Genomic DNA, 21,822 nt, shown 5'->3' with positions numbered 1-21,822 from the left:
GGCCCCGACCCGGGCACGGACGACCAGGGCCGCCGCGGCCGGCACCACCGGCCGCGGCGGCGTACGATTTTCCCAGAGGGAGCACGCGAAGTGGCCAAGAGCGGTGACGGTGGCGGTCGGCGGCGTCCGACCCTGGAGATGGTGGCCGAGCGGGCCGGGGTCGGCCGCGGGACCGTCTCCCGGGTGATCAACGGGTCGGCGCAGGTGAGCCCGCGCACCCGGGAGGCGGTCCACAACGCGATCGCCGAACTGGGCTACAGCCCCAACCAGGCCGCGCGCACCCTGGTCACCCGGCGTACGGACACGATCGCCCTGGTGGTCTCCGAACCGCGCGACCGGCTGTTCTCCGACCCGTTCTTCGCCGACATCATCCGCGGGGTCAGCTCGGTCCTGCACGAGCGCGACCTCCAACTGGTGCTGACCACCGCCCGCACCGAGGGCGAGCACCAGCGGGTCGGGGACTACCTCGGCGGCTTCCACGTCGACGGCGCGCTCCTGGTCTCCCTGCACCGTGACAACCCCCTGTCCGAGCGCCTGTCGGCGGCGGGCCTGCCGGTCGTGCACGGCGGCCGCCCCCACTCCCCGGAGCAGCCCGCCCCCTTCTGCGTGGACATCGACAACGTCGGCGGCGCGAAGGAGGCCGTCCGCTACCTCCTGGAGAAGGGGTACCGGCGGATCGCCACCGTCACCGGCCCGCTGGACATGAACGCCGGCGTGGAGCGGCTGCGCGGTTACCAGCAGGTCATGGCCGAGGCCGGGCGGGAGATCGACGAACGGCTCGTCGTCCAGGGCGACTTCAGCGTGGACGGCGGCGCCCTGGCCATGGAACGGCTGCTGGCCGCGGGCGGCGATCCCGACGCGATCTTCGTCGCCTCCGACATGATGGCGATCGGAGGTCTGCGGGTGCTGCGCTCGCACGGCCTCCGGGTGCCGGACGACATCGCCCTGGTCGGGTACGACGACACCCTCATGGCCCAGCACAGCGACCCGCGGCTCACCACGGTGCACCAGCCCACGGTCCAGATGGGCCGTGAGATGGCCCGTCTGCTGGTGGACGTCGCCATCCCGCGGGCGGCGGAGTCCGAGACCGTCATCCTGGACACCCGGCTGGTGGTCCGGGAATCGGCCTGACCGGCCGGGACGCCGTTCCCGGGCGTCGGCACCGGCCGGGCGGGCGTTGGGACGCCACGGTGGGTGGACGTGTGCAGATGCATGTGCAAGGCTGGTCGCGACTTCGCGGGAGACGGTGGGGGCGCATGAACCCGATGCGGGAACCGACGCACACCCGGTGTGCGATCTCTGCGTGTGGATGGTGCGATCGGGACGGCCTCGACTGCCGGTTCTGCTCGGGTACCGGATGGTGGCGGCCCGAGCGGCCGCACCGGGACGCCAGTGGGATCATCGTGTGGCTCCGGGTCGACGAACCGTGCCGGGGATGCGCCGGCACCGGCAAGGAGCACAGCCCGACCGTGGCGATCTGAGAACCCCGCCGCCGCGGTCCGGACGAGTCGGGGACCGAGGAGGATGCGGTGCGCTGGGTGACCTACCTGTCGCCGAGCGGCGGTGGCGAGCGTGTGGGTGTGCTGGACGACGGCGACGTGCTGGGCGTGCCCGACCCCCGGAGCCTGGACGAGCTGCTGGCCGACGGGGTGCCCGCCCTGGCCGAGGTGCTGGACAGCGCCCGCCGGGTGCCGATCGAGATCATCGTCGAGTGGGAGGCGCGCATGTGCGCCCCGCTCGCCCCGGCCGCCCCGGTGGCGGTCCTCTCCGGCGGCGACGTCTGGGAGGTCCCCCCGCGCCTGGTCGGGGCCGTCGACGACACCGTCCCGGCGAGCGCCCACAGCGCCCGTGTGGGCCTGGCGGCGGTCTCCGGGGCCCCGGGTCGGATCGACGCCCGCACCCCCGCCTGTCTGTGGCTGGACGCCGCGGGGGAGCCCGTCCTGCTCGGCCTGGGCCCGGTCCTGGTCACCTCCGACGAGCCGATCACCCGCTGGGAGGCGGCCGTGGAGGTCGACGGCACCGAGCGCGGACGCGCCGTGCTGGACCCCGCGGACCCCTGGCTGTCCCGGGAGCCGGGCCGGGTGAACGCCCTGCTGCCGGTGGACGCGGGTCCGCTGGCCGAGGGCGACGAGGTCTTCGTGGACCTGGGCGAGCTGGGCTCCTACGAGGTCAGGGTCGGCTCCCGGGTCTGATCCCGCCCCCGGGCGCCCGCGGCCCCTTGCGGTCCCTCACGGCGTGTACTCCCAGTGCCAGGGCTCGAAGCCGCCGCGCGCCCAGGGCGGGTTGTCCCAGCCGAACCCCGGGGCCCGCGCGAGCATCCACTCGTGTTCGGCGCTGCCCAGGACGTTCACGCCCCCGCACAGGTCGACGGCCAGCCCCATCCCGTGCGTGCTGGTCCCCGGCCTGGCCGCCATACCGGGCAGCATCTGCTCGAACAGCGCGACCTGCTCGTGGTACGGGCGGTAGGAGTCGGTCACGCACATCGCGCGCCCGAACCTCTCGCGGTAGGCGGCGTCCAGGTCGACGAAGGCCGCGGCGGCGTCGGCGCGCAGCCGCTCCCCTGGCTGGGGGAGCGGGCACAGCAGCGAGTCGGGGATGCGCCCGTTGGGGTGCGCCGACACGTCGCCCCCGGTGCAGACCCACCCGTCCGGCCGGGAATCCGTTCCGGCGCCCGGCTCGGGGCCGGGGAGGGCGCCGGACTCCGGGGCGTTCCGGGCCCCGCGCGGCGCGTCGCCGCCCCGCTCGGCCTCCCGGCGGGCCTCCAAGCGGGTCTGTTCGGCGATCAGCCCGGTCAGGGCCTCCTCCTGGACCCGGATCGCCTCCTGGGCCTCCTCCCGCGCCCGGTCGGCCCGCTCGGTCGCCTCCTCCTGCTCCCGCTCGGCCGCCCGCGCCGTCTCGGAGCGCGTGTCCGCGGCGACCCCGGCCGCCCGGGCCCGGCCCAGCTCCGCGGAGCGGTGGTCGCCGAGCAGCGTCAGGTCGGCGGCCAGGCCGAGCATCCCCGCCGGCCCCTGCGCGCCGAACAGGGTGCGGGCGGGGGACAGGTCGGCGCCCTTGTAGACGGCGGCCGCCTGGCGGGCGACGGCCAGCCGGGAGGACTCCCCGCGGGCCCGGGCCTCGGTGACGCGCTCCTCGGCGGCCTCCCGTTCCTCGGCGAGCTCCTCCAGGAGTTCGTGTTCGGCGATGTACTCCTCGATCCTCTCCCCGGCCTCGGCGCGCAGCCCCTCCAGCTCCGCGCGCAGTTCCGCCAGTTCGACCGTGGGGTCTTCTGCCGCGGCGGGGGAGGGGCAGGAGAAGGCCATGAGGACGGCGAGGCACCAGGGAAATGCGAGCCTGACCGAAAATGCGGGCCCGCCGAAGTGGACCCGTGCTGGGCTGCATGAACGTTCCGCTTTTCGGTCATTACTCAGTGTGCCCGATTTTGGGCGCAATGCTGCGCACATGCCCGCTTCCTCCCCCGGACCTGCGTGTACGTAATGTCACGATGTCATGTCAGGGTGGTCTTGATGGGGAAGCTGATGGTGTGTCCAAAAAGTTACCCGAGCATCTGGTCGGGTTTCGGTCCCCGTGGCTGACCAGGCAGATTGGTAATAATGCCGACAATGACGGCATTATGGGGTCCGGTGGGTGAAGATGATCTTGCTCGGTGGCGCCTGAACGACCGCAGCGATCCCTTCGCCCCCATTGATACGCTATCCACCGCACGCGCACCCGCTGGAACTCTTTGGTCGGGTGGGCGGCTCCTCTCCTCCCAGGCGAGTCCGGCGGACAGTCTTCACATCTCCCCACATTCCCCACCGCTTACCGGTTCGGTGGCCACCAGTGGTCCATGCCGATGCGCCCGAGTGCTCCTCGGGCCGGAGCGGTCGGCCCTGGGTACCGACAGCCGTTCACGGCGGTGACACGAAAGGTTGCGAGGGTCCGTGTCGACACGAGCGACGAAGAACGGGGCCAGCGCGCAGAGCGAGGCAGCGCAGGCCGAACATGCCGATGCCGCGCCTCAGCGCAGACCCGATTGGTGGAGGCCACGTAACTGGCGGGTGCGTTCCCGCCTGGTGGCCCTCATCGTCATTCCCACCGCCGTGGCTCTCGCCCTCGGCGGCCTGCGGGTCTACGAGGCCGCGGTCTCCACGGTCACCCACGCGCACATCGAGGACCGCGCCGAGGTCGGCGTCCTGATCGTGCAGCTGGCCAACCAGCTCGGTCGCGAACGCAGCGCCAGTTCGGTCTACATCTCCGACGACCCGGATCCGGAGCGTCGCTCCGACGACAAGCGCCAGATCCTGGAGGAGGAGCGCGCCGCCACCCGTGATCTCCAGCAGAAGCTCAGCGTGCGCCTGGAGGACATCGGCGAGGTCGACGGCAGCCTCGCCAACACGCGCCTCAACAACATGCGGACCCAGCTCACCACGCTGGACTCGCTGCGCGAGGAGGTCGACGACACCCGCATCACGGTGCTGCCCGTCGTCACCAAGTACCGCACCATCACGCGGTCGCTCACCGAGTTCAACCAGACGATCGCCGACGAGACCGGCGACACCGAACTGCGGGAGAGCGTCCGCACGCTGACGGCCCTGTCCAACGCCCGCGACCAGCTGTCGTACGAGACCGCGCTGATGGCGCACTCGCTCTACCGCAACTCGATGACCGGCGGTATCGCCGAGGCGATCGACTCCAGCCGCGCGCGCTACGACAACGAGATCTCCAACTTCGTCCAGGCGGCCTCGCCCACCCAGCGCGACATCTTCGACGAGAACTTCACCGGCCTCCAGGTCAGCCAGGTCTCGACGATGCGCATGCGCGTCATGTACCGCGCCGAGCGCAACGCGGATCTGAGCGGTGTCACCTCCAACGACGGTCCCGACGACTACATCGAGATCGCCGGGGTCGCCCTGGGCAAGCTCCAGGACGTCGAGGAACAGGTCGCCGAGGGCATCCAGAACGACGCCGCCGAGCTGCGCGCCACCGCGCTCACCCGGGCCCTGATCGACCTCGTCGTCGTCGCGGGCGTGCTCCTGGCCGTGTTCGTCCTCACCTCCCTGGTGGTCCGCTCCCTGGTGCGCCCGCTGCGCACCCTGGAGGACGGCGCCCGCCGGGTCGCCGAGCGCGACCTGCCGGACGCGATCAACCGGATGCAGGAGGCCGGAGCGGTCCCCGAGAACGTCAGGGTCGCCCCGATCGAGGTCGACACGCACGACGAGATCGGCGAGGTGGCCCGGGCCTTCGACGACGTCCACCGCGTGGCCCTGACATTGGCCTCCGACGAGGCCGCCCTGCGCAGCAACGTCAACGCGATGTTCGTCAACCTCTCACGCCGAAGCCAGACCCTGGTGGAACGGCAGCTGCGCCTGATCGACGGTCTGGAGCAGTCCGAGCAGGACTCCGACCGCCTGTCCGACCTGTTCCAGCTCGACCACCTCGCGACGCGCATGCGCCGTAACAACGAGAACCTCCTGGTCCTCTCCGGGCAGGACAACACGCGCAAGTGGGCCCAGCCGGTCCCGCTGGTCGACGTGCTGCGCGGCGCGGTCTCCGAGGTCGAGCAGTACGAGCGCGTCAACGTCCGCGCCCCCTCCCACATCTCGGTGCTGGGCCGCCCGGTCAACGACGTCATCCACCTCGTCGCCGAGCTGGTGGAGAACGCGACCTCGTTCTCCCCGCACGACACCGAGGTCCTGGTCAGCGCCAAGACCCTCGACAACGGCGGCGTCCAGGTCGACGTCACCGACAGCGGTATCGGCATGGCCGCCGAGGACCTGGCGGCGATCAACGCCCGCCTGGCCTCCCCGCCGGTCATCGACGTCGCGGTCTCGCGCCGCATGGGCCTCTTCGTGGTCTCGCGCCTGGCCCACCGCCACGGCATCCGGATGAACCTCAAGGAGGCGCACGGCGGCGGTACCACCGCGGTCGTCGTCCTCCCGCCGGACCTGCTCATCACCCCGGTCGAGGGTCAGCACGCCCTGGGCGGCGCCGACAGCCGCCTGGAGCTCTCCCCCGGCACCCCGAACACCTACGCCGACGCCGAGGCGGCCTTCGCCTCCGGCCCGGCCGCACCCGAGCCGACCGACGCCTGGCAGTCCCAGGGCGCCGGCGCCGACCTCGGCGCCGGACTGCCCAAGCGCCAGCCCGGCACGTCGTCGCGCGCCGACGAGCACCCGCCCAGCGGCCAGGACCTGTGGAACACGGACTCCTCCGCCGGGACCGAGAGCACCGGTTCCGACGTGTGGGGCACCACCGGCGGCTCCGGTGCGCTCTCCGGCGAGACCGGCTCGCACCGCCGTGTCGTGGACCCCTACGACACCCCGGAGGAGGCCGCCCCGGCGCCCGAGAGCACCGGCCACAGCCTCTTCGACCCGGCGCCGCGCGAGGAGACCGGCGGGTCGCTCTTCGAGCGCCCCGTGGACCGCGCCACCGACACCGGTTCGTTCAGCCGCCCCACCGACACCGGGGCCTTCAGCCGACCGACCGAGACCGGTGCGTTCGACCGCCCCACCGACACCGGGGCCTTCCGCCGACCGTCCGACACCGGTGCGTTCCGCCGCCCCGAGCCCGAGAGCTACGACGCCTTCGGCGGCGGCCGCTCCGAGCGCCCCGCGTCCGACGCCCTCTCGGGCAACGGTTCCTCGGCCGACACCGGACGCCGGCGGGACGAGCCCGACACCGAGACCTTCCCGGCCGTCTCCGCCTCGTCCGCCCCGGCGGCCCCGTCCTCCACGGACTGGACCACCGGCGGGCAGCGGCCCCCGGCCGCGAACGACACCGGATCGTGGCGCTCGGGCAACGGCAACGGGGACAACCGCGAGGGCTACGGCTCCACGGCCTACCTCTCCCGCCGCTACGGCGCGGCCCAGGGCCCGGCCGGCAACACGGTCGTCCCGCCCACGCCGGGCGGCGAGGAGAACGACTCGCTGCCGATCTTCGACGCCATCGAGTCCAACTGGTTCCGCCGCCGCACCGGCGGCGGGCCCACGGTGGACGTGACCGAGACCGGCCCCATCCGCCAGGTCCCGGCGGCGCCCGCGGCCCCGGCCGCTCCGGCGACCCCCGCCGCGACCGCGGCCCCGGCCCAGGCCCCGCAGGCCGCCCGGGCCGCGGAACCGGAGACCGGTTCCGAGCAGGAGTGGAACTCCGCGGCCGACCGCGGCTGGAAGGCCGCGAGGTCGGCGGCCGAGCCCATCGCGGGCGGGCTGACCACCTCGGGGTTGCCAAAACGGGTTCCCAAGGCAAACCTTGTCCCTGGGACCGCACCGAAGCCGGAGAACTTCAAGCAGATGCCGACCCGCAGCGCGGATCGCGTCCGCAACCGGTTCTCGGGCTTCCAGAAGGGCGTCCGCGACGGCCGCAGCCGCCTGGGCGACGGGCAGTCGGAGGGGTGACCGGAGTGGACAACGGCGGGGCAGGGTCCCTCTTATCCAGGGAAGCAGGATGCAATAGCATCTACCGAGCTTCTCGGACGCGTCACACCCGTCGCTCGAAGAGAATCGAACACCAGGCTCCCGGCCACCCCCACGGGAGGGTCCGGGCAGTTGCAGAGGCAGTGCTGTCACATGCCGTGCCGGCGGTAGCAGTGCCGAAGAGACCAGCCGGCGAACTTGGACAGGAGATCAGATGAGTCGACAGGTGAATGAACTCAACTGGTTGATCACTGACTTTGCCGACCGGGTACCCGATGTCGCCCACGCGATCGTCGTCTCGTCCGACGGTCTGCCGCTGGCGTCGTCCGCGGGATTCCCGGCCGACCGTGCGGACCAGCTGGCGGCGATCGCCTCCGGCCTGTCCAGCCTGACCCAGGGCGCGGCCCGGGTGTTCGAGGGTGGAGCGGTCGCCCAGACCGTCGTGGAGATGGAGCGGGGGCTGATGCTCATCATGGCCATCAGCGACGGCTCCTGCCTGGCGGTACTGGCGTCCGCGGAGAGCGACCTCGGTCTGGTCGCGTACGAGATGACCCTGCTCGTCGAGCGGGCGGGGCGGGCGCTGACACCAGCGGCGCGCACCTCGGGAATCCACTGATCCACCACCGACAGGAGGAAGTGGTGGCACCTCACAGTAGAGATGCCGGGAGCGCCTCGTGGTTCGGACAACAGCCGAGCGGTCCCCCCACAGGGGGGATCCCGGCGGTTCCGGGCGGCGGAGATGTTCCTCGACCTATCCAACAACCGTACGATCAACGATCCGCAGCGGGAAGCGCGCCCAGTTCTCTGGTCCGCCCCTACGCGGTGACCAAGGGCCGCACCAAGCCGAAGTCGCAGCTTCCCCTGGAAGCTCTGATCTCGACGACGACGACGGCCCTCAACGAGTCAGGCACGCTGACGCCCGAATGGCAGGCGATCAGCGACCTGTGCCGGGAGTGGCGCTCCGTGGCGGAGATCTCCGCGCTGTTGCGGATGCCTCTCGGCGTGGCGCGGGTGCTTGTGGCGGACATGTCCGAGCAGGGACTGGTCCAGATCAGGTCTTCGCTCAACAACGACGCCCGCCCGAACACCAACCTGCTTGAAAGGGTGCTCAGTGGACTTCGCAAGCTCTAGCCCGGCCGAGGAAGGCGGTGCTGGGGGGAACGCGATGACGTCGGTCAAGATCGTCGTCGCCGGGGGCTTCGGTGTCGGGAAGACGACATTCGTGGGCTCCGTCTCCGAAATCGTGCCGCTGACCACCGAAGCGGTCATGACCAGCGCCAGCGTCGGGGTCGACGACCTCGCCAAGACGCCGGACAAGCAGACCACGACCGTCGCCATGGACTTCGGCCGTGTGTCTCTCGATTCGGACCTGATCCTGTACCTGTTCGGCACGCCCGGACAGCACCGGTTCTGGTTCATGTGGGACGACCTCGTCAAGGGCGCCATCGGCGCCGTGGTCCTGGTGGACACCCGCCGCCTCGCGGACTGCTTCCCCGCGATCGACTACTTCGAAGAGGCGCGTCTGCCCTTCATCGTGGCGATCAACGGGTTCGACGGGTACTACCCCCATGCCGCGGACGAGGTCCGGGATGCGCTCACGCTCAGCCCGGAGATCCCGATCGTCCAGGTGGACGCCCGTGACCGGGCCTCCACCAAGTCGACGCTCATCACCCTCGTCGAGCACGCCATCACGGTGGGGGACCCCGAGGGCGCCGCAGGACAGCCCACCTCCACCGGCGGCCAGAACTCCTGGCGCTAGCGGAGACCGATTCGGGCCGGGGTCCCGCACAGTGCACGGCCCGGTTCCCGCCAGACGGGAACCGGGCGTCCGTGCTGCCTGGCATCATGTGCGGATGAGTTCTTCCTCCCATCCCGAGCCGGGGATGACCGGCCGCTTCCGCGAGGTCGCCGAGCGCGTGCTCGACGCCCTTCTCGACGAGAACCCGGAGTGGGCCCTGGACCTGGGCGACCCGCGCGGCGCGGACCGCCTCACCGACCGCTCCGAGGAGGCCGACGTGCGGCGGGCGCGGCTCCTCACCGACGCCCTCGGTTCGCTCGACGACATCGACGACGACCTGCTGTCCCCGGGCGACCGGGTCGACCTGGAGATCCTGCGCGCCCGGATCGGCTCCGAGCTGTGGCACACCGCCGAGCTGCGCCCGCTCTCCCGGGACCCCCTGGAGCACTCCCCGGGCGAGGCCGTGTACGCGCTGGTGGAACGCGAGCACTTCCCCGTGGCCGACCGGCTGGCGGCACTGGCCGCCCGCTGCTCCGCACTGCCCGGCCACCTGGCCGTGGCCCGCGAGCGCCTGGGGTCCGGCCCCGGCATGTCCCGGGTCCATGTGGAGACGGCCCTGGCCCGGCTGGAGGGCACCCGCACGCTCCTCTCCGACGACGTGCCCGCCCTTGCCGCCCGGGAGCCCGGCGCCGCCCCCGCGGACCTGGAGAACGCCCTGGAGGCCGCCCTGGCGGCGGTGGAGGAGTACGGGGAGTGGCTGACCGGGCGGCTGGAGACCTCCACCGCCGACCCGCGCCTGGGCGAGCGGGTCTACGCCGCCCGGCTCTGGTACACCCTCGACTCCGAACTGACCCCCGAGGCGTTGCTCGTCCGCGCCGAGAGCGACCTCATCGCCACCGAGGAGGCCCTGGCCGAGGCGTCGGCCGCCTACCTCGGCCGCCCGCCCGCGGCCGGCCTGGCCGCCGAGGCGCTGGCCCGGGTGGCCGCGGAGCACGCGAGCGGCCCGGACACCGTGCGGCCCCTGTGCGAGGACGCCCTGGCGCACCTGGGCCGCCGGGTGCGCGAACTGGACCTGGTCACCGTGCACGACGACCCCGTCCGCGTCGTCCCCATGCCGGAGGCGCGGCGCGGGATCGCCGTCGCGTACTGCGACCCGCCCGGCCCGCTGGACCCCCGGGCCGCGCAGAGCCCCACGCTCGTCGCGGTGGCCCCGCCCCCGCAGGACCGGTCCGCCGCCCGCCGGGAATCGTTCTTCCGCGAGTACAACGCCGGGATGCTGCGCAACCTCATGGTCCACGAGGCGATGCCCGGCCACGCCCTCCAGCTCGCCCACGCCTCCCGACACCGGGGCGGCACGCGGGTGGGCCGGGTGCTGTCGAGCGGCCCCTTCGTCGAGGGCTGGGCGGTCTACGCCGAGGAGCTGATGGCCCGCCACGGCTGGTCCGACGACCCCGCCGACAACGCGGTGCTGCGGCTGGTGCAGCTCAAGATGCGGCTGCGGATGATCCTCAACGCCGTCTTGGACGTGCGCCTGCACACCGGCGACCTCACCGAGGCCGAGGCGATGGCGCTGCTCGTCGAGCGCGGGCACCAGGAGGAGGGCGAGGCCGCCGGGAAGTGGCGCCGGGCCCTGCTCACCAGCGCCCAGCTGTCCACCTACTACGTGGGCCACACCGGGGTCGCCGACATCGCCCGCGACCTGGCCGCCGTCCACCCCGGCCGGTCCGACCGCGAGCGGCACGACATGATGCTGGCGCACGGCTCCCCGCCGCCCCGGCACCTGCGCACCCTGCTCGGCCTCTGAGCGCCCCGGCCGGCCTGCGGCCGCGGCCACCCTCCCCGCGCTTCTATGCTGGGTCCGCGACAGGGCACGACGGCGCGGAGAGGTCGGCGATGACGGACGGCAGCGGCTACGAGGAGCGGGGCGGCGCCCCCGGTGCGGGCACCGGGGAACCCGACGGCTGGGACCGGCTGTGGACCCCGCACCGGATGGCCTACATCAAGGGCGAGAACAAGCCCGTCGGCCCGCGCCCCGAGGACGGCTGCCCCTTCTGCCGCGCCCCCGGCCTGGGCGACCCCGAGGGCCTGGTGGTGCACCGCGGCAAGAGCGCCTACGTCGTCCTCAACCTGTACCCCTACAACAGCGGCCACCTGCTGGTGTGCCCCTACCGCCACGTATCGGAGTACACCGCCCTCAACGAGCAGGAGACCGCCGAGGTCGCCACCCTCACCCAGGCGGGCATCCGGGCCCTCACCGCCGCCTACCGCCCCCAGGCGTTCAACGTGGGCATGAACCTGGGGGCGGCGGCCGGGGCGGGCATCGCCGCCCACCTGCACCAGCACGTCGTCCCCCGCTGGGGCGGCGACACCAACTTCATGCCGGTCATCGGACACACCAAGGTGCTCCCCGAACTCCTGGAGCAGACCCGGGCCGCACTCGCCGGGCACTGGCCCTCCGACTGATCCCGGCCGACCCGGGTACGGGTACGGGTAGGGGACCGGGGAACCCGGGGGTGACGGGATTCGTTCGTTCGGTGCGAGGACGCGCCGCTCGCGGCGCGTCGCCGCACCCGACTGTTAGGATCGTCGCCGTGCGCGCCCGGTGCGCGCACGTGCGGTACCTCCCAGAACCCCAGACATCCGGGCCGGTGCCGACCCGGCTGGCGTCGATCGCGCACGGACCGCAGGCCCGTCGGCCGGCGGGGCGTCGCGTGCGTCAGGAAATCCCCCGGCTTCCGCCGAGGGAGGTGCACTAGACGACATGCTGAGAATCCTTCGCCCCATGGTCTCCAGGGTCACCGCTCCGCTCGGCCGCAGCCTGGCCCGGATCGGCCTGACCCCCAACATCGTCACCATCATCGGTGCCGCCGGCGTCGTGGCCGGCGCCCTCTACTTCTACCCGCGCGGCGAGCTGTACGCGGGCTCCGTGGTCATCACCGTGTTCGTGCTCTTCGACATGCTCGACGGTGCCGTCGCCCGGGCCAAGGACTCCGAGAGCGCCTTCGGCGCGTTCCTCGACTCCAGCCTCGACCGCATCGCGGACGCGGCCATCCTGGCGGGCCTGCTGTGGTGGTTCATCGCCGGCGGGGACGACCCGCTGCTCGCCGGACTCACCCTGTTCTGCCTGATCAGCGGGTTCATGGTGTCCTACATCAAGGCCCGCGCCGAAGGCCTGGGCGTCAACTGCGACGTCGGCGTGGCCGAGCGCACCGAGCGCCTCATCGTCATCCTGGTGTCGGTGGCCCTGAGCGAGTTCGGCGTCCCCTACGTCCTGGCGGGCGGCCTGTGGGTGCTGGCCGGGATGAGCCTGCTGACCATCCTCCAGCGCCTGCTGGAGACCCGGGCGCGGCTCAACGAGATCGACGCCCGGGACCGGGCGGACGGGCAGGAGGACGGGGCCGGCACCGCGGGGGAGACCGCGCAGGGGACCGTCCCGGACCTGCTCGACGACACCGACGAGGGCGCCGAACCGGCACCCGGCAACCAGCGCTAGACACCGGAAGAGGGCACGACGTGGACGAACGGGTGGCCGCCGCGGCCTACGCCGCGGCATGGGCGGCCGTGGGCCGCGCCCCCGAGAACGCGGGGCGGGCGGTGTTCCGCCGCCTCGCCGACCGCTCCTGGCGGACCCACGACGAGGGCACCCGCGGCCTGGAGCGCAACCTGCGCCGACTGGTCGGGCCGAACGCCACCGACGCCCAGCTGCGCGCCCTGTCCCGGGCGGGGATGCGCTCCTACATGCGCTACTTCTACGAGATGTTCCGGCTGTCGGCGATGCCGCCCGAGCGCATCCTCGGCGACACGCGCGCCACCGGCGTCGAGACCCTGGAGAAGGCCATCGCGGACGGCCGCGGTGCCGTCGTCGCCCTGCCCCACATGGGCAACTGGGACCACGCCGGCGCCTGGATCACCCTGCGCGGCATCCCCCTCACCACCGTCGCCCAGCGGGTGCGCCCGGAGAGCCTGTACCGGCGCTTCACCGCCCACCGCGAGTCCCTGGGCATGGAGGTGCTGCCGCTGACCGGCGGGGCCGCCAGCACCGTCGGCACCCTCGCCCGCCGACTGCGCGACGGCGGCCTGGTGTGCCTGCTCGCCGACCGCGACATCAACGGCACCGGTGTGGAGGTCGAGCTGTTCGGGGAGGCCGTCCGAGTCCCCACCGGACCGGCCGCCCTGGCGATGAACACCGGCGCCGCCCTGCTGCCCGTCTCCCTGTGGTACGACGGCCCGCACTGGTGCATCCGCATCCACGACGAGGTCCCCGTCGCCGGGGGCGCCACCCGCTCCGAGCGGATCCGGGGCACCAGCCAGGACCTGATCCGGGTGTTCGAGGGCGCCATCGCCGAGCACCCCGAGGACTGGCACATGCTCCAGCCGATCTTCCTGAGCGACGTGGAGGAGGACCGCGCCCGCCGCTCCCGGCGGGAGGAGGCGGCCCTGCTGGAGGCCCTGGACCGTACGGGCGGACGGGCCGGGTAGACCATGGGTATGCGGATCGGTCTGGTCTGCCCCTACGCCTGGGACGTCCCCGGCGGGGTGCAGCAGCACGTCGGCGACCTCGCCGACACCCTCATCGCCCGCGGCCACGAGGTCTCGGTCCTGGCCCCGGTCGGCGGGGCCGCCGCAGCCCTGCCCGACCACCTCGTCCCGGCCGGGCGTCCCGTGCCCGTGCCCTACAACGGTTCCGTGGCCCGCCTGAGCTTCGGGCCGCGCACGGCCGCCAGGGTCCGCCGGTGGATCACCCGGGGCGACTTCGACGTCCTGCACATCCACGAGCCCGCCGCGCCCAGCGTCTCCCTGCTGGCCTGCTGGGCCGCCGAGGGACCCCTGGTGGGGACCTTCCACACCGCCAACCCGCGCTCACGGGCGATGGCCGCCGGATCCCACGCGCTGCGCTCGGCCCTGGAGAAGGTCCACGCCCGCATCGCGGTCTCCGAGGCCGCCCGCCGGACCCTGGTCGAACACGTCGGCGGCGACGCCGTGCTCATCCCCAACGGGGTGGCCGTCCACCGGTTCGCCGACGCCCCGCCGCTGCCCGGGTTCCCCGGCGAGGGCGGCTCCATCGGTTTCCTGGGCCGCCTGGACGAACCCCGCAAGGGGCTGGCCGTGCTGCTGGCGGCGTTCGCCCGGCTCGCCCCGCACCGGCCCGGACTGCGCCTGCTGGTCGCCGGCCCCGGCGACCCCGGCCCGGCGCTGGCCGCCGTCCCCGACCGGCTGCGCGAACGCATCGTCCTCACCGGCCGCCTCGACGACACGGACAAGGTCCGCGCCTACCATTCCGCCGACCTGTTCTGCGCCCCCAACCTGGGCGGGGAGAGCTTCGGCATCGTCCTGACCGAGGCCATGGCCGCCGGTGCCGCGATCCTGGCCAGCGACATCCCCGCGTTCTCCGCCGTCCTGGGCGGCGGCAGCGCCGGGGAGCTGTTCGCCGTCGGCGACGCCGCGGACCTGGCCCGCCGGGCCGACGCCCTGCTCGACGACCCCGCCCGCCGGACCGCCCTGTCCCGGGCCGCCCGCGAGGCCGTGCGGGCCTACGACTGGGACACCGTCGCCGCCGACATCGTGTACGTCTACGAGACCGTCCTGGTGGGGGACCGGTCGCGTGTCCGCGCCCACTGACGCCGCCCCGGTCCGTAACCTGGGAACGAGGGGGTGCGCACCGTGAACGAGCAGGCCCTGGCGGTTCTCGTGGTGGTCGGCGCGCTCGCCGCCGTGATCGCCTGCGGCCTCTACCTGTCCTGGCGGGCCACCCGGCTGCACCGGCTCCACCAGCGCGTGGACCGGGCCCGGACCGGGCTGCGCACCGCACTGGACCGGCGCCGGGAGACCGCGGCCCGACTGGCCCGCGCGCTCGGCCCCGAACACGGCGCCGACCTGGCCGCGGCCGCCGCCGCGGCCGACGGCGACGAACCCGCCGAGAGCGCCCTGTCCCGTTCCCTGCGCCGGACCCTGGCCGACCCCGCCGTACTGCGCGCCGCCGACACCTCGGGGCTGCTGCCCGACGCGGCCGTCGCCGCCAGGGGCGTCCAGCTGGCCCGGGTGTTCTACAACGCCGCCGTCACCGACACCCGCCGGGCGCGCCGCTCCCGGGTCGTCCGACTGTTCCGCCTGGCCGGTGGGGCACCGCTGCCCGATTTCTTCGAGATCGACGACCGGCAGCCGGAACGGCCGGCCCCGGTGCCCGCACCCGACACCCTGTAAGGCCCGGGCCCGGGAAAACACCGATCTGGCCAAAGCCTCCCGGAGGGGGAGGAACTACCATGGTGGTCCGGGAGACCCGGGGTGCGCGGCGCCGAGGCGTCGGCGCGCCCCCAACGCGCGAACGCCGGCCGCCGTCCGGGCGCGCCCATTCCCCTGGAAACACTTGATGGGACGGGAGTCCACCACCGTGGCTGACAACGCAGCGACCACCTCCGACAACGCCGTCGGTACCCAGCGCGTCAAGCGAGGCATGGCCGAGCAGCTCAAGAACGGCGTCATCATGGACGTCGTCACGCCGGACCAGGCCAAGATCGCCGAAGACGCCGGTGCCGTCGCGGTCATGGCCCTGGAGCGCGTCCCCGCCGACATCCGCAAGGACGGCGGGGTGGCCCGCATGTCCGACCCCGACATGATCGACGGGATCATCGAGGCCGTCTCGATCCCGGTCATGGCCAAGGTCCGCATCGGCCACTTCGTCGAGGCGCAGGTCCTCCAGAGCCTGGGCGTCGACTTCATCGACGAGTCCGAGGTCCTGACCCCCGCCGACGAGGCCCACCACATCGACAAGTGGGCGTTCACCGTGCCGTTCGTCTGCGGCGCCACCGAGCTGGGCGAGGCCCTGCGCCGCATCGCCGAGGGCGCGGCCATGATCCGCTCCAAGGGCGAGGCCGGCACCGGCAACGTCGTCGAGGCCACCCGCCACATGCGGTCCATCCGCGCGGCGATCAAGCGCCTGGGCACCCTGGACGAGGCCGAGCTGTTCGGCGCCGCCAAGGAGCTGCGCGCCCCCTACGACATCGTCAAGGAGGTGGCCGAGCTGGGCAAGCTCCCCGTTCCGCTGTTCTCCGCGGGCGGTGTGGCCACCCCCGCCGACGCCGCCCTCATGCGCCAGCTCGGCGCGGAGAGCGTGTTCGTCGGCTCGGGCATCTTCAAGTCCGGCGACCCGGCCAAGCGCGCCGACGCCATCGTGCAGGCCACCCTCCACTACGAGGACCCCGCCGTCATCGCGCGCGTCTCGCGCGGCCTGGGCGAGGCCATGGTCGGCATCAACCTGGACGAGCTGTCCGACTCCCAGCGCTACGCCGGGCGCGGCTGGTAACGGCCCCGGACCGGGGCGGCCCGCGCCGCCCCGGTCCGCCCCTCCACGTTCAGACGGTACAGAGTGAGGACGTACGTGACCCACAGACCCACCATCGGCGTCCTGGCCCTCCAAGGGGACGTCGCCGAACACCAGCGCGTTCTCGACACCCTCGGCGTGCACACCGCCAAGGTCCTGTCACCCGAGCACCTCGACACCGTGGACGGCCTGGTGATCCCCGGCGGGGAATCCACCACGATGTCCAAGCTGGCCGTCCGGTACGGGCTGCTGGAACCGCTGCGCAAGCGCGTCCGCGCCGGGATGCCCGCCTACGGGACGTGCGCCGGGATGATCATGCTCGCCGACCGTATCCTGGGGGGCACCGCCGACCAGGAGACGATCGGCGGGATCGACATGACGGTGCGCCGCAACGCGTTCGGCCGCCAGACCGAGTCCTTCGAGACGGGCGTCCGCATCGACGCGCTGGACGGCGGACCGTTCGACGCGGTGTTCATCCGGGCGCCGTGGGTGGAGGCCGTCGGCCCCGACGTCACCGTGCTCGGCACCGTACCCGGCCCCGACGAGGCCGGTAGGATCGTCGCCGTACGACAGGGCGGCCTGATGGCCACGTCCTTCCATCCCGAACTGACCGGCGATGCGCGGATCCACCGCCTCTTCGTCGACATCGTGAAAGGACACGCATGAGCGGCCACTCCAAGTGGGCCACCACCAAGCACAAGAAAGCCGTCATCGATGCCAAGCGGGGCAAGCTCTTCGCCAAGCTGATCAAGAACATCGAGGTGGCGGCGCGCACCGGTGGCGGTGACCCCGACGGGAACCCCACGCTCTACGACGCGATCCAGAAGGCCCGCAAGAACTCGGTCCCCCTGGACAACATCGAGCGCGCCCGCAAGCGCGGCTCCGGCGAGGAGGCCGGCGGCGCCGAGTGGCAGACCATCATGTACGAGGGCTACGCCCCCGGCGGTGTCGCCCTGCTCGTGGAGTGCCTCACCGACAACCGCAACCGCGCCGCCTCCGAGGTGCGCGTGGCGGTCACCCGCAACGGCGGCAACATGGCCGACGCCGGTTCGGTGTCGTACCTGTTCAACCGCAAGGGCGTCGTGATCGTGCCCAAGGAGGGCACCACCGAGGACGACGTCACCCTCGCGGTCCTGGACGCCGGCGCGGAGGAGGTCGAGGACATCGGCGAGGCCTTCGAGATCGTCTGCGAGGCCACCGACCTGGTCCCGGTGCGCACCGCGCTCCAGGAGGCGGGCATCGACTACGAGTCGGCGGAGTCCAGCTTCCTGCCGACCATGGAGGTCCCGGTGGACGCCGAGACCGCCAAGAAGGTCCTGCGCGTGGTGGACGTCCTGGAGGACTCCGACGACGTGCAGAACGTCTTCACCAACGCCGACATCCCCGACGAGGTCATGGCCGAGCTCGGCTGACCCGACCCGTCACGACGCCGGTGGCCGCACCCCCGCCCGGGAGTGCGGCCACCGGCGTTCGGGGTGCTTCAGCCGGTCATGTCGAACCCGGCGATGACCTTGGTCGGGCGGACGCGCACGACCAGCTCCCCGGGCACGCCGTTGCGGCGGCCGTACTCCTCCGCCTTGTCCGCTCCCATGTACCGGGCGGCGATCGCGGTGGCGGTGCGCAGCAGTTCGCCGGGGTCCTGTGAGACCTGCGCCTCGCCCTGGACCTGCACGAACCCGTACGGGGGCTCCTCCAGGTCCACGCACAGCGACACCCGGGGGTCGCGGCCGACGGCCCGGCCCTTGGCCGAGGCCGCGCCGGTGTTGAACACGACCTCCTCGCCCTCGACGATGAACCACACCGGCACCACGAGCGGCCTGCCGTCGGAGGCGGTGTAGGCCAGCTTGCCGGTACGGGTGCCGGTGCCCAGGAAGTCGCGGACCCGGGGATCGCTGAGTGAAGTCGTCATGCGGCGAGCCTAGGCGCAGGCCCCGGCCCCGGCCGGGAACGCCACGGTCCCGTTGCCGCCCCCGGGCCGCCGCCCCCACCGGTGCCCCCGACCCGCCGGAGCGATGATTCGTCGGGGTCACCGGGACGGGGCGCTGTCGGTCGACCCGGGGCGATCGTGGTAAAAGGTCCATCGGTACCATCCCCGTGCCGTCCACCCCCGGGCGGCCGGACGTGAGGAACGAGGTGTCATGGGCGAGGTCGTGCCCGACGGGACGTGGCGGATCGGCGAACGCGAGGGCGTCGCGCTCTCGGGCCGCTGGTGGAAGTGGGTGTGGTCGGCCCCCGAGGGGCGCGACCCCGTGCAGGACCACACCGGCGCCCACGCGGCGGTCAACCAGCCCGATGACCTGTGGTTCCTCGCCGGCACCTACGGCGGCCGGGTGGCGCGCCGCTGCGAGGTGCCCGCCGGGCGCCCGGTGTTCTTCCCGGTGCTGAACATGTACCACGACACCGAGTACTCCCGACGGCCCCGGTCGATGCCGGTGGAGCGGGCGTCGGCGCACCTCAACGGTGTGCCGCTGCCCCTCCAGGAGTTCCAGGGGACGTTCCGTGCCCCGCTGTGGACCCGGTGGTGCACGTGGGGCCTGTGGGGCGGGATCGCCGGGCTCAGCCCGGGCGGCTACGTCCTGGAGATCAAGGCCGACACCGGTAACGACTTCTGGGTGGACACCACCTACCACCTCACCGCCGTCTGAGAACGCCTCCGCGCGGAGGCGTCGGCGCAGCGGCTTCGGGCAGGGCGCTTCTCGATCTTCGCCGCGGGGGCGTCCACCCGACCGGGGTACCGGTCCCAGCCCGGCCACACCCCGGCGGCGGGGGGACACGATGCCCTCCGGCCGGGGCCAGGGCTCCGGGAGGGGACGGGTTGCGGCCAGGTTCCCGGGCAGGTGGGCAACCCCCTGGGGTCGGGGCGGGAGGCCTCATGCCGTCCCCACCTCTTGCGGTGGGGGGTGCGCGGTGCCCGCCGGCTGTGGTGAGGGTTCCAGACCGGGGACTCCCCCGGGGTCGGGGCGGGAGGCCTCGTGCGGCCTTGAGCCCCTGCGGAGGGGGCCTTCCTGTATCAGGGCGACGATCAGGCCGGGGCGGTGAGGCGGGCGTCGGCGCGGGTGGGGCCGGAGAAGACCGCCTCCAGCGGGGTCTCCAGGGCGTCGGCGATCGCCTCGGGCGTGGTGGGGCCGTCGGCCAGGACGGGGCGGGCCGTGGCGAGGGCGTCCGCCAGGGCCGCCTGGCGGCGCAGGTGGGCGTCGGCGCGGGCGTCGAGGCGGCCGGGGGCCGGGTGCAGCGGGTGGCTGGGCGCCGGGGCGTCGCCCGGGGTGATCCGGAGGGGGCGTCCCGCCGGGTCGGTGTAGCCCGTGCAGCGGCGGACCCGGTCGGCCCGGTCGGCGTGCGTGACCACCAGGGAGTCCACCCCGCCGGTGGCGGCCAGCGCGTAGCGGTGGGCGACCAGGTCCAGGTGGCCCACCCGGAACGCTCCCTGCCAGGGGTGGGTCCCGTTGTGCGCCTCGGGCAGCAGCGCGGCGAGTTCGGGGGCCTCGGTGGGGAACGGTCCCGCGCCGTGCCGGGTGGTGTAGGAGCGCACGACACCGATGCGGCGGGCATCGGCGTTCGCTTCGGCCAGCAGCGCCAGCGGGTTGGCGGTGGTGGTCGTGGACCAGGTGGTGTGCGGGTGGAAGCCGTGCCACTCGTCCAGCAGCACCCCCTGGGCGCCCTCGAACACGACCGGGGCGCGGGAGAGCAGCCCGGGCAGGTGGGCATCGTCCACGATGCGGATGCGGTGGGCGAAGTCGCGGTAGGCGGCGACGCAGTCCTCGATGTCCGGGCTGTCGCCGGTGGCGCCGAGTTCGCGGCGGAGCCCGTCCAGGTGGTCGGCCAGCCGGTGCAGCTTGCGGCGCAGCCGGGCGGGTTCGCGGCAGTCGCCGACCGTGGGGGCGTCCTCGGGGCGGGCCAGGGCGTAGGCCATCGCCTCGCCCACGCCCATCCCGCACGACCCGTGGCGGCCGCCGCCCCGGGCGCGTTCGCGGACGCGGTTGGCCTCCTGGTGCCAGGGGGTGGCGACCAGCGCCCGGGCGTCCACCGTGACCAGGGCGAACGGGTCCGGAACACCGAGGGACGCCAGGTGGACGCCCTCGGCGGCCAGCGCGAAGGGGTCCACCACCATCAGCCGGGACAGGTGCGTGGGCACGCCCACCAGGGTTCCCGCGCCGAACTGGGAGAACGTGTGGTGGCGTCCGTCCGGGGCCACGACGTTGTGGGCGGCCTGGGCGCCCCCGTTGGCGCGCACGACGGCGCCGTAGCGCCGCCGCGCGCACAGCAGGTCGACCGTCGCACCCTTGCCCGCGTCGCCGAACCCCAGGTCGACGACGACGGCCGAGGTGTCGGCCCACTCAGGGGTGTTCACAGCCGGTCCGTCCCCGGGGCCGGGGTGTCGCCGCCGGGCAGGCCGGTCGAGCGCACGATGGAGCCGCGCGGCCCGGCCAGCGGCGCCAGCGCCCGGCCCACGACGTCGCCGGCGTCGGACCCGGCGTCGGCGAGGTCGGACAGGCCCTCCTCCAGGTCGATGGCCTCCTCGGACAGGCCGATCGTCACCGCGATGGTCTCCGACACCGCGCCCAGGTCCTCCAGGTGGATGACGTTCTGGCCCAGGTGGGTGTCCCAGAAGGACCGGACGTCGTTGTTGGTGAAGTGGCTGCTGCCGCTCGGCATGATGAAGTACACCTCGAACCTGCGCCGCAGCTCGGCGAGGATCTGCGGGAACGGGATGTCCTCCGCCAGGTCGTCGCCGATGACCTCGCGCACCTCGCGGGCCTTGACCTTGCCGTAGGCCTTCTCGTCGCCGATGAGGAACAGGTAGCCCTTGCGTCCGCGCTCGTCCAGGCAGTCCATGGCGGTGTGCCGGGCCATGAAGTACATGGCCAGCTCGTAGGACTCGGTGACCTGCCCGCCGCCACCGCCCTCCAGCAGGATGTTGTTCAGGTCCTCCTCCAGTTCGTTGCCGGACTCGAACTGGCCGACCTGGAGCGGGGCCCGGTCGCAGGTGGCGTCGCCGATCCCGCCGAACAGGATCTGCGGGTGCTCCACGTAGCCCTTGCGCAGCAGCAGGCCGAACAGGGCGGGCAGCTTGGTCTGGAGCACGCGGGGGACGCGCCCCATCGAACCGGTGACGTCGAACAGCACCGAGATGGCCAGGGATTCGGGGTGCTCGTCGGAGTCGCGGCTCTCGCGGACCGTGACGCCCTTGGGGTCGAGCTTCTCGTGGACCTTCCACTTGTTGCGGGGGACGGACGACAGCACGTCGTCGGTGTAGCCGAAGTCGCTGCGTCCGGCGGAGGCGTTGTAGGCCTTGCGGGCGTGGTAGGCGTCGGTGGACCAGCTGCTGCTTCCCATGGTGGTTCTCCTCGTGTCGATGGGGTGTCGGGCCGGCCTGA

The 21,822-nt window shown here is 73.1% G+C and carries 21 protein-coding genes; 17 read left to right on the top strand and 4 right to left on the bottom strand.

The annotated features are described in order from the left end of the window. Positions 1 to 138 precede the first annotated feature (138 nt). From QJS33_RS07095 to QJS33_RS07085, 3 genes are all read left to right on the top strand, one after another. Positions 139 to 1,131: a LacI family DNA-binding transcriptional regulator gene (locus QJS33_RS07095; protein ID WP_372339611.1), complete on the top strand. Its 993-nt coding sequence runs from the start codon at positions 139 to 141 to the stop codon at positions 1,129 to 1,131. 125 nt (positions 1,132 to 1,256) lie between these two features. Continuing rightward, positions 1,257 to 1,481, top strand: coding sequence for a hypothetical protein (locus QJS33_RS07090; RefSeq protein ID WP_306367054.1), 225 nt, complete (start codon positions 1,257 to 1,259; stop codon positions 1,479 to 1,481). A 48-nt stretch (positions 1,482 to 1,529) separates the two neighbouring features. Beyond that, positions 1,530 to 2,192, top strand: coding sequence for a hypothetical protein (locus QJS33_RS07085; protein WP_306367053.1), 663 nt, complete (start codon positions 1,530 to 1,532; stop codon positions 2,190 to 2,192). 36 nt (positions 2,193 to 2,228) lie between these two features. Here QJS33_RS07085 and QJS33_RS07080 read toward each other — a convergent pair whose 3' ends face one another. Then, positions 2,229 to 3,299 carry a D-alanyl-D-alanine carboxypeptidase family protein gene (locus QJS33_RS07080; protein WP_306367052.1) on the bottom strand — a complete coding sequence of 357 codons (1,071 nt, stop codon included), beginning with the start codon at positions 3,297 to 3,299 and terminating at the stop codon, positions 2,229 to 2,231. Between the two features lie 738 nt (positions 3,300 to 4,037). On the opposite strand from QJS33_RS07080, the gene QJS33_RS07075 reads away from it, so the two are divergent. The 13 genes from QJS33_RS07075 (at position 4,038) to QJS33_RS07015 (ending at position 17,859) form a co-directional block, all read left to right on the top strand. Next, a complete protein-coding gene (locus tag QJS33_RS07075; protein ID WP_306367051.1) occupies positions 4,038 to 7,373 on the top strand; it encodes a nitrate- and nitrite sensing domain-containing protein in 3,336 nt (1,111 codons plus the stop codon). A gap of 232 nt (positions 7,374 to 7,605) precedes the next feature. Next, positions 7,606 to 8,007 (top strand): roadblock/LC7 domain-containing protein, encoded by a 402-nt coding sequence (locus QJS33_RS07070; protein ID WP_073376201.1) that lies wholly within the window; start codon positions 7,606 to 7,608, stop codon positions 8,005 to 8,007. Positions 8,008 to 8,105: 98 nt separating this feature from the next. Beyond that, positions 8,106 to 8,522 carry a DUF742 domain-containing protein gene (locus tag QJS33_RS07065; RefSeq protein WP_370634665.1) on the top strand — a complete coding sequence of 139 codons (417 nt, stop codon included), beginning with the start codon at positions 8,106 to 8,108 and terminating at the stop codon, positions 8,520 to 8,522. A gap of 34 nt (positions 8,523 to 8,556) precedes the next feature. Then, positions 8,557 to 9,150, top strand: coding sequence for an ATP/GTP-binding protein (locus QJS33_RS07060; protein WP_017572034.1), 594 nt, complete (start codon positions 8,557 to 8,559; stop codon positions 9,148 to 9,150). 124 nt (positions 9,151 to 9,274) lie between these two features. Further along, positions 9,275 to 10,933 (top strand): DUF885 domain-containing protein, encoded by a 1,659-nt coding sequence (locus QJS33_RS07055; RefSeq protein ID WP_306367104.1) that lies wholly within the window; start codon positions 9,275 to 9,277, stop codon positions 10,931 to 10,933. Positions 10,934 to 11,022: 89 nt separating this feature from the next. After that, on the top strand, positions 11,023 to 11,592 hold the full coding sequence (locus tag QJS33_RS07050) for an HIT domain-containing protein (protein ID WP_306367050.1): 570 nt from the start codon (positions 11,023 to 11,025) through the stop codon (positions 11,590 to 11,592). Between the two features lie 319 nt (positions 11,593 to 11,911). Continuing rightward, entirely contained in the window at positions 11,912 to 12,622 is a 711-nt protein-coding gene (pgsA, locus tag QJS33_RS07045; RefSeq protein WP_306367103.1) for a phosphatidylinositol phosphate synthase, read from the top strand. 20 nt (positions 12,623 to 12,642) lie between these two features. Continuing rightward, positions 12,643 to 13,608, top strand: a complete 966-nt coding sequence (locus QJS33_RS07040) for a phosphatidylinositol mannoside acyltransferase (protein WP_306367049.1) — start codon at positions 12,643 to 12,645, stop codon at positions 13,606 to 13,608. Between the two features lie 9 nt (positions 13,609 to 13,617). Then, entirely contained in the window at positions 13,618 to 14,748 is a 1,131-nt protein-coding gene (locus tag QJS33_RS07035; protein WP_306367048.1) for a glycosyltransferase family 4 protein, read from the top strand. A gap of 33 nt (positions 14,749 to 14,781) precedes the next feature. Further along, the gene (locus QJS33_RS07030; RefSeq protein ID WP_372339606.1) at positions 14,782 to 15,330 is read left to right on the top strand and encodes a hypothetical protein; all 549 of its coding nucleotides are present in this window, start codon (positions 14,782 to 14,784) and stop codon (positions 15,328 to 15,330) included. Between the two features lie 187 nt (positions 15,331 to 15,517). Continuing rightward, a complete protein-coding gene (gene pdxS / locus QJS33_RS07025; RefSeq protein ID WP_306367047.1) occupies positions 15,518 to 16,429 on the top strand; it encodes a pyridoxal 5'-phosphate synthase lyase subunit PdxS in 912 nt (303 codons plus the stop codon). A gap of 75 nt (positions 16,430 to 16,504) precedes the next feature. Further along, positions 16,505 to 17,113, top strand: coding sequence for a pyridoxal 5'-phosphate synthase glutaminase subunit PdxT (gene pdxT / locus QJS33_RS07020; protein WP_306367046.1), 609 nt, complete (start codon positions 16,505 to 16,507; stop codon positions 17,111 to 17,113). Continuing rightward, positions 17,110 to 17,859: a YebC/PmpR family DNA-binding transcriptional regulator gene (locus tag QJS33_RS07015; protein ID WP_306367045.1), complete on the top strand. Its 750-nt coding sequence runs from the start codon at positions 17,110 to 17,112 to the stop codon at positions 17,857 to 17,859. The genes pdxT and QJS33_RS07015 overlap by 4 nt, the downstream gene beginning before the upstream one ends. A gap of 68 nt (positions 17,860 to 17,927) precedes the next feature. On the opposite strand, the gene QJS33_RS07010 is transcribed toward QJS33_RS07015, so the two are convergent. After that, complete coding sequence (locus QJS33_RS07010; protein ID WP_306367044.1) at positions 17,928 to 18,356, bottom strand: PPOX class F420-dependent oxidoreductase; 429 nt, start codon at positions 18,354 to 18,356, stop codon at positions 17,928 to 17,930. 229 nt (positions 18,357 to 18,585) lie between these two features. Between QJS33_RS07010 and QJS33_RS07005 the strand changes: the two genes are divergently transcribed. After that, complete coding sequence (locus QJS33_RS07005) at positions 18,586 to 19,092, top strand: hypothetical protein (protein ID WP_306367043.1); 507 nt, start codon at positions 18,586 to 18,588, stop codon at positions 19,090 to 19,092. A 377-nt stretch (positions 19,093 to 19,469) separates the two neighbouring features. Here QJS33_RS07005 and QJS33_RS07000 read toward each other — a convergent pair whose 3' ends face one another. Further along, on the bottom strand, positions 19,470 to 20,795 hold the full coding sequence (locus tag QJS33_RS07000) for an adenylosuccinate synthetase (RefSeq protein ID WP_306367042.1): 1,326 nt from the start codon (positions 20,793 to 20,795) through the stop codon (positions 19,470 to 19,472). Next, complete coding sequence (locus tag QJS33_RS06995) at positions 20,792 to 21,781, bottom strand: hypothetical protein (RefSeq protein WP_306367041.1); 990 nt, start codon at positions 21,779 to 21,781, stop codon at positions 20,792 to 20,794. The genes QJS33_RS07000 and QJS33_RS06995 overlap by 4 nt, the downstream gene beginning before the upstream one ends. Positions 21,782 to 21,822 lie beyond the last annotated feature (41 nt).

Origin of the sequence: Nocardiopsis sp. CC223A, from assembly GCF_030766825.1 — a bacterium.
Classification (GTDB): domain Bacteria; phylum Actinomycetota; class Actinomycetes; order Streptosporangiales; family Streptosporangiaceae; genus Nocardiopsis.
Note: the sequence above shows the minus strand (reverse complement) of the source record. Positions and strands in the feature narration are given on the sequence as shown.

Excerpts from the sequence above, each read along its gene's own strand:
- QJS33_RS07095 (WP_372339611.1), top strand. The coding sequence starts at position 139 with ATGGTGGCCGAGCGGGCCGGGGTCGGCCGCGGGACCGTCTCCCGGGTG.
- QJS33_RS07090 (WP_306367054.1), top strand. The coding sequence starts at position 1,257 with ATGAACCCGATGCGGGAACCGACGCACACCCGGTGTGCGATCTCTGCG.
- QJS33_RS07080 (WP_306367052.1), bottom strand. The coding sequence starts at position 3,299 with ATGGCCTTCTCCTGCCCCTCCCCCGCCGCGGCAGAAGACCCCACGGTC.
- QJS33_RS07070 (WP_073376201.1), top strand. The coding sequence starts at position 7,606 with ATGAGTCGACAGGTGAATGAACTCAACTGGTTGATCACTGACTTTGCC.
- QJS33_RS07060 (WP_017572034.1), top strand. The coding sequence starts at position 8,557 with ATGACGTCGGTCAAGATCGTCGTCGCCGGGGGCTTCGGTGTCGGGAAG.
- QJS33_RS07055 (WP_306367104.1), top strand. The coding sequence starts at position 9,275 with ATGACCGGCCGCTTCCGCGAGGTCGCCGAGCGCGTGCTCGACGCCCTT.
- QJS33_RS07050 (WP_306367050.1), top strand. The coding sequence starts at position 11,023 with ATGACGGACGGCAGCGGCTACGAGGAGCGGGGCGGCGCCCCCGGTGCG.
- pgsA (WP_306367103.1), top strand. The coding sequence starts at position 11,912 with ATGGTCTCCAGGGTCACCGCTCCGCTCGGCCGCAGCCTGGCCCGGATC.
- QJS33_RS07035 (WP_306367048.1), top strand. The coding sequence starts at position 13,618 with ATGCGGATCGGTCTGGTCTGCCCCTACGCCTGGGACGTCCCCGGCGGG.
- QJS33_RS07015 (WP_306367045.1), top strand. The coding sequence starts at position 17,110 with ATGAGCGGCCACTCCAAGTGGGCCACCACCAAGCACAAGAAAGCCGTC.
- QJS33_RS07010 (WP_306367044.1), bottom strand. The coding sequence starts at position 18,356 with ATGACGACTTCACTCAGCGATCCCCGGGTCCGCGACTTCCTGGGCACC.
- QJS33_RS07005 (WP_306367043.1), top strand. The coding sequence starts at position 18,586 with ATGGGCGAGGTCGTGCCCGACGGGACGTGGCGGATCGGCGAACGCGAG.
- QJS33_RS06995 (WP_306367041.1), bottom strand. The coding sequence starts at position 21,781 with ATGGGAAGCAGCAGCTGGTCCACCGACGCCTACCACGCCCGCAAGGCC.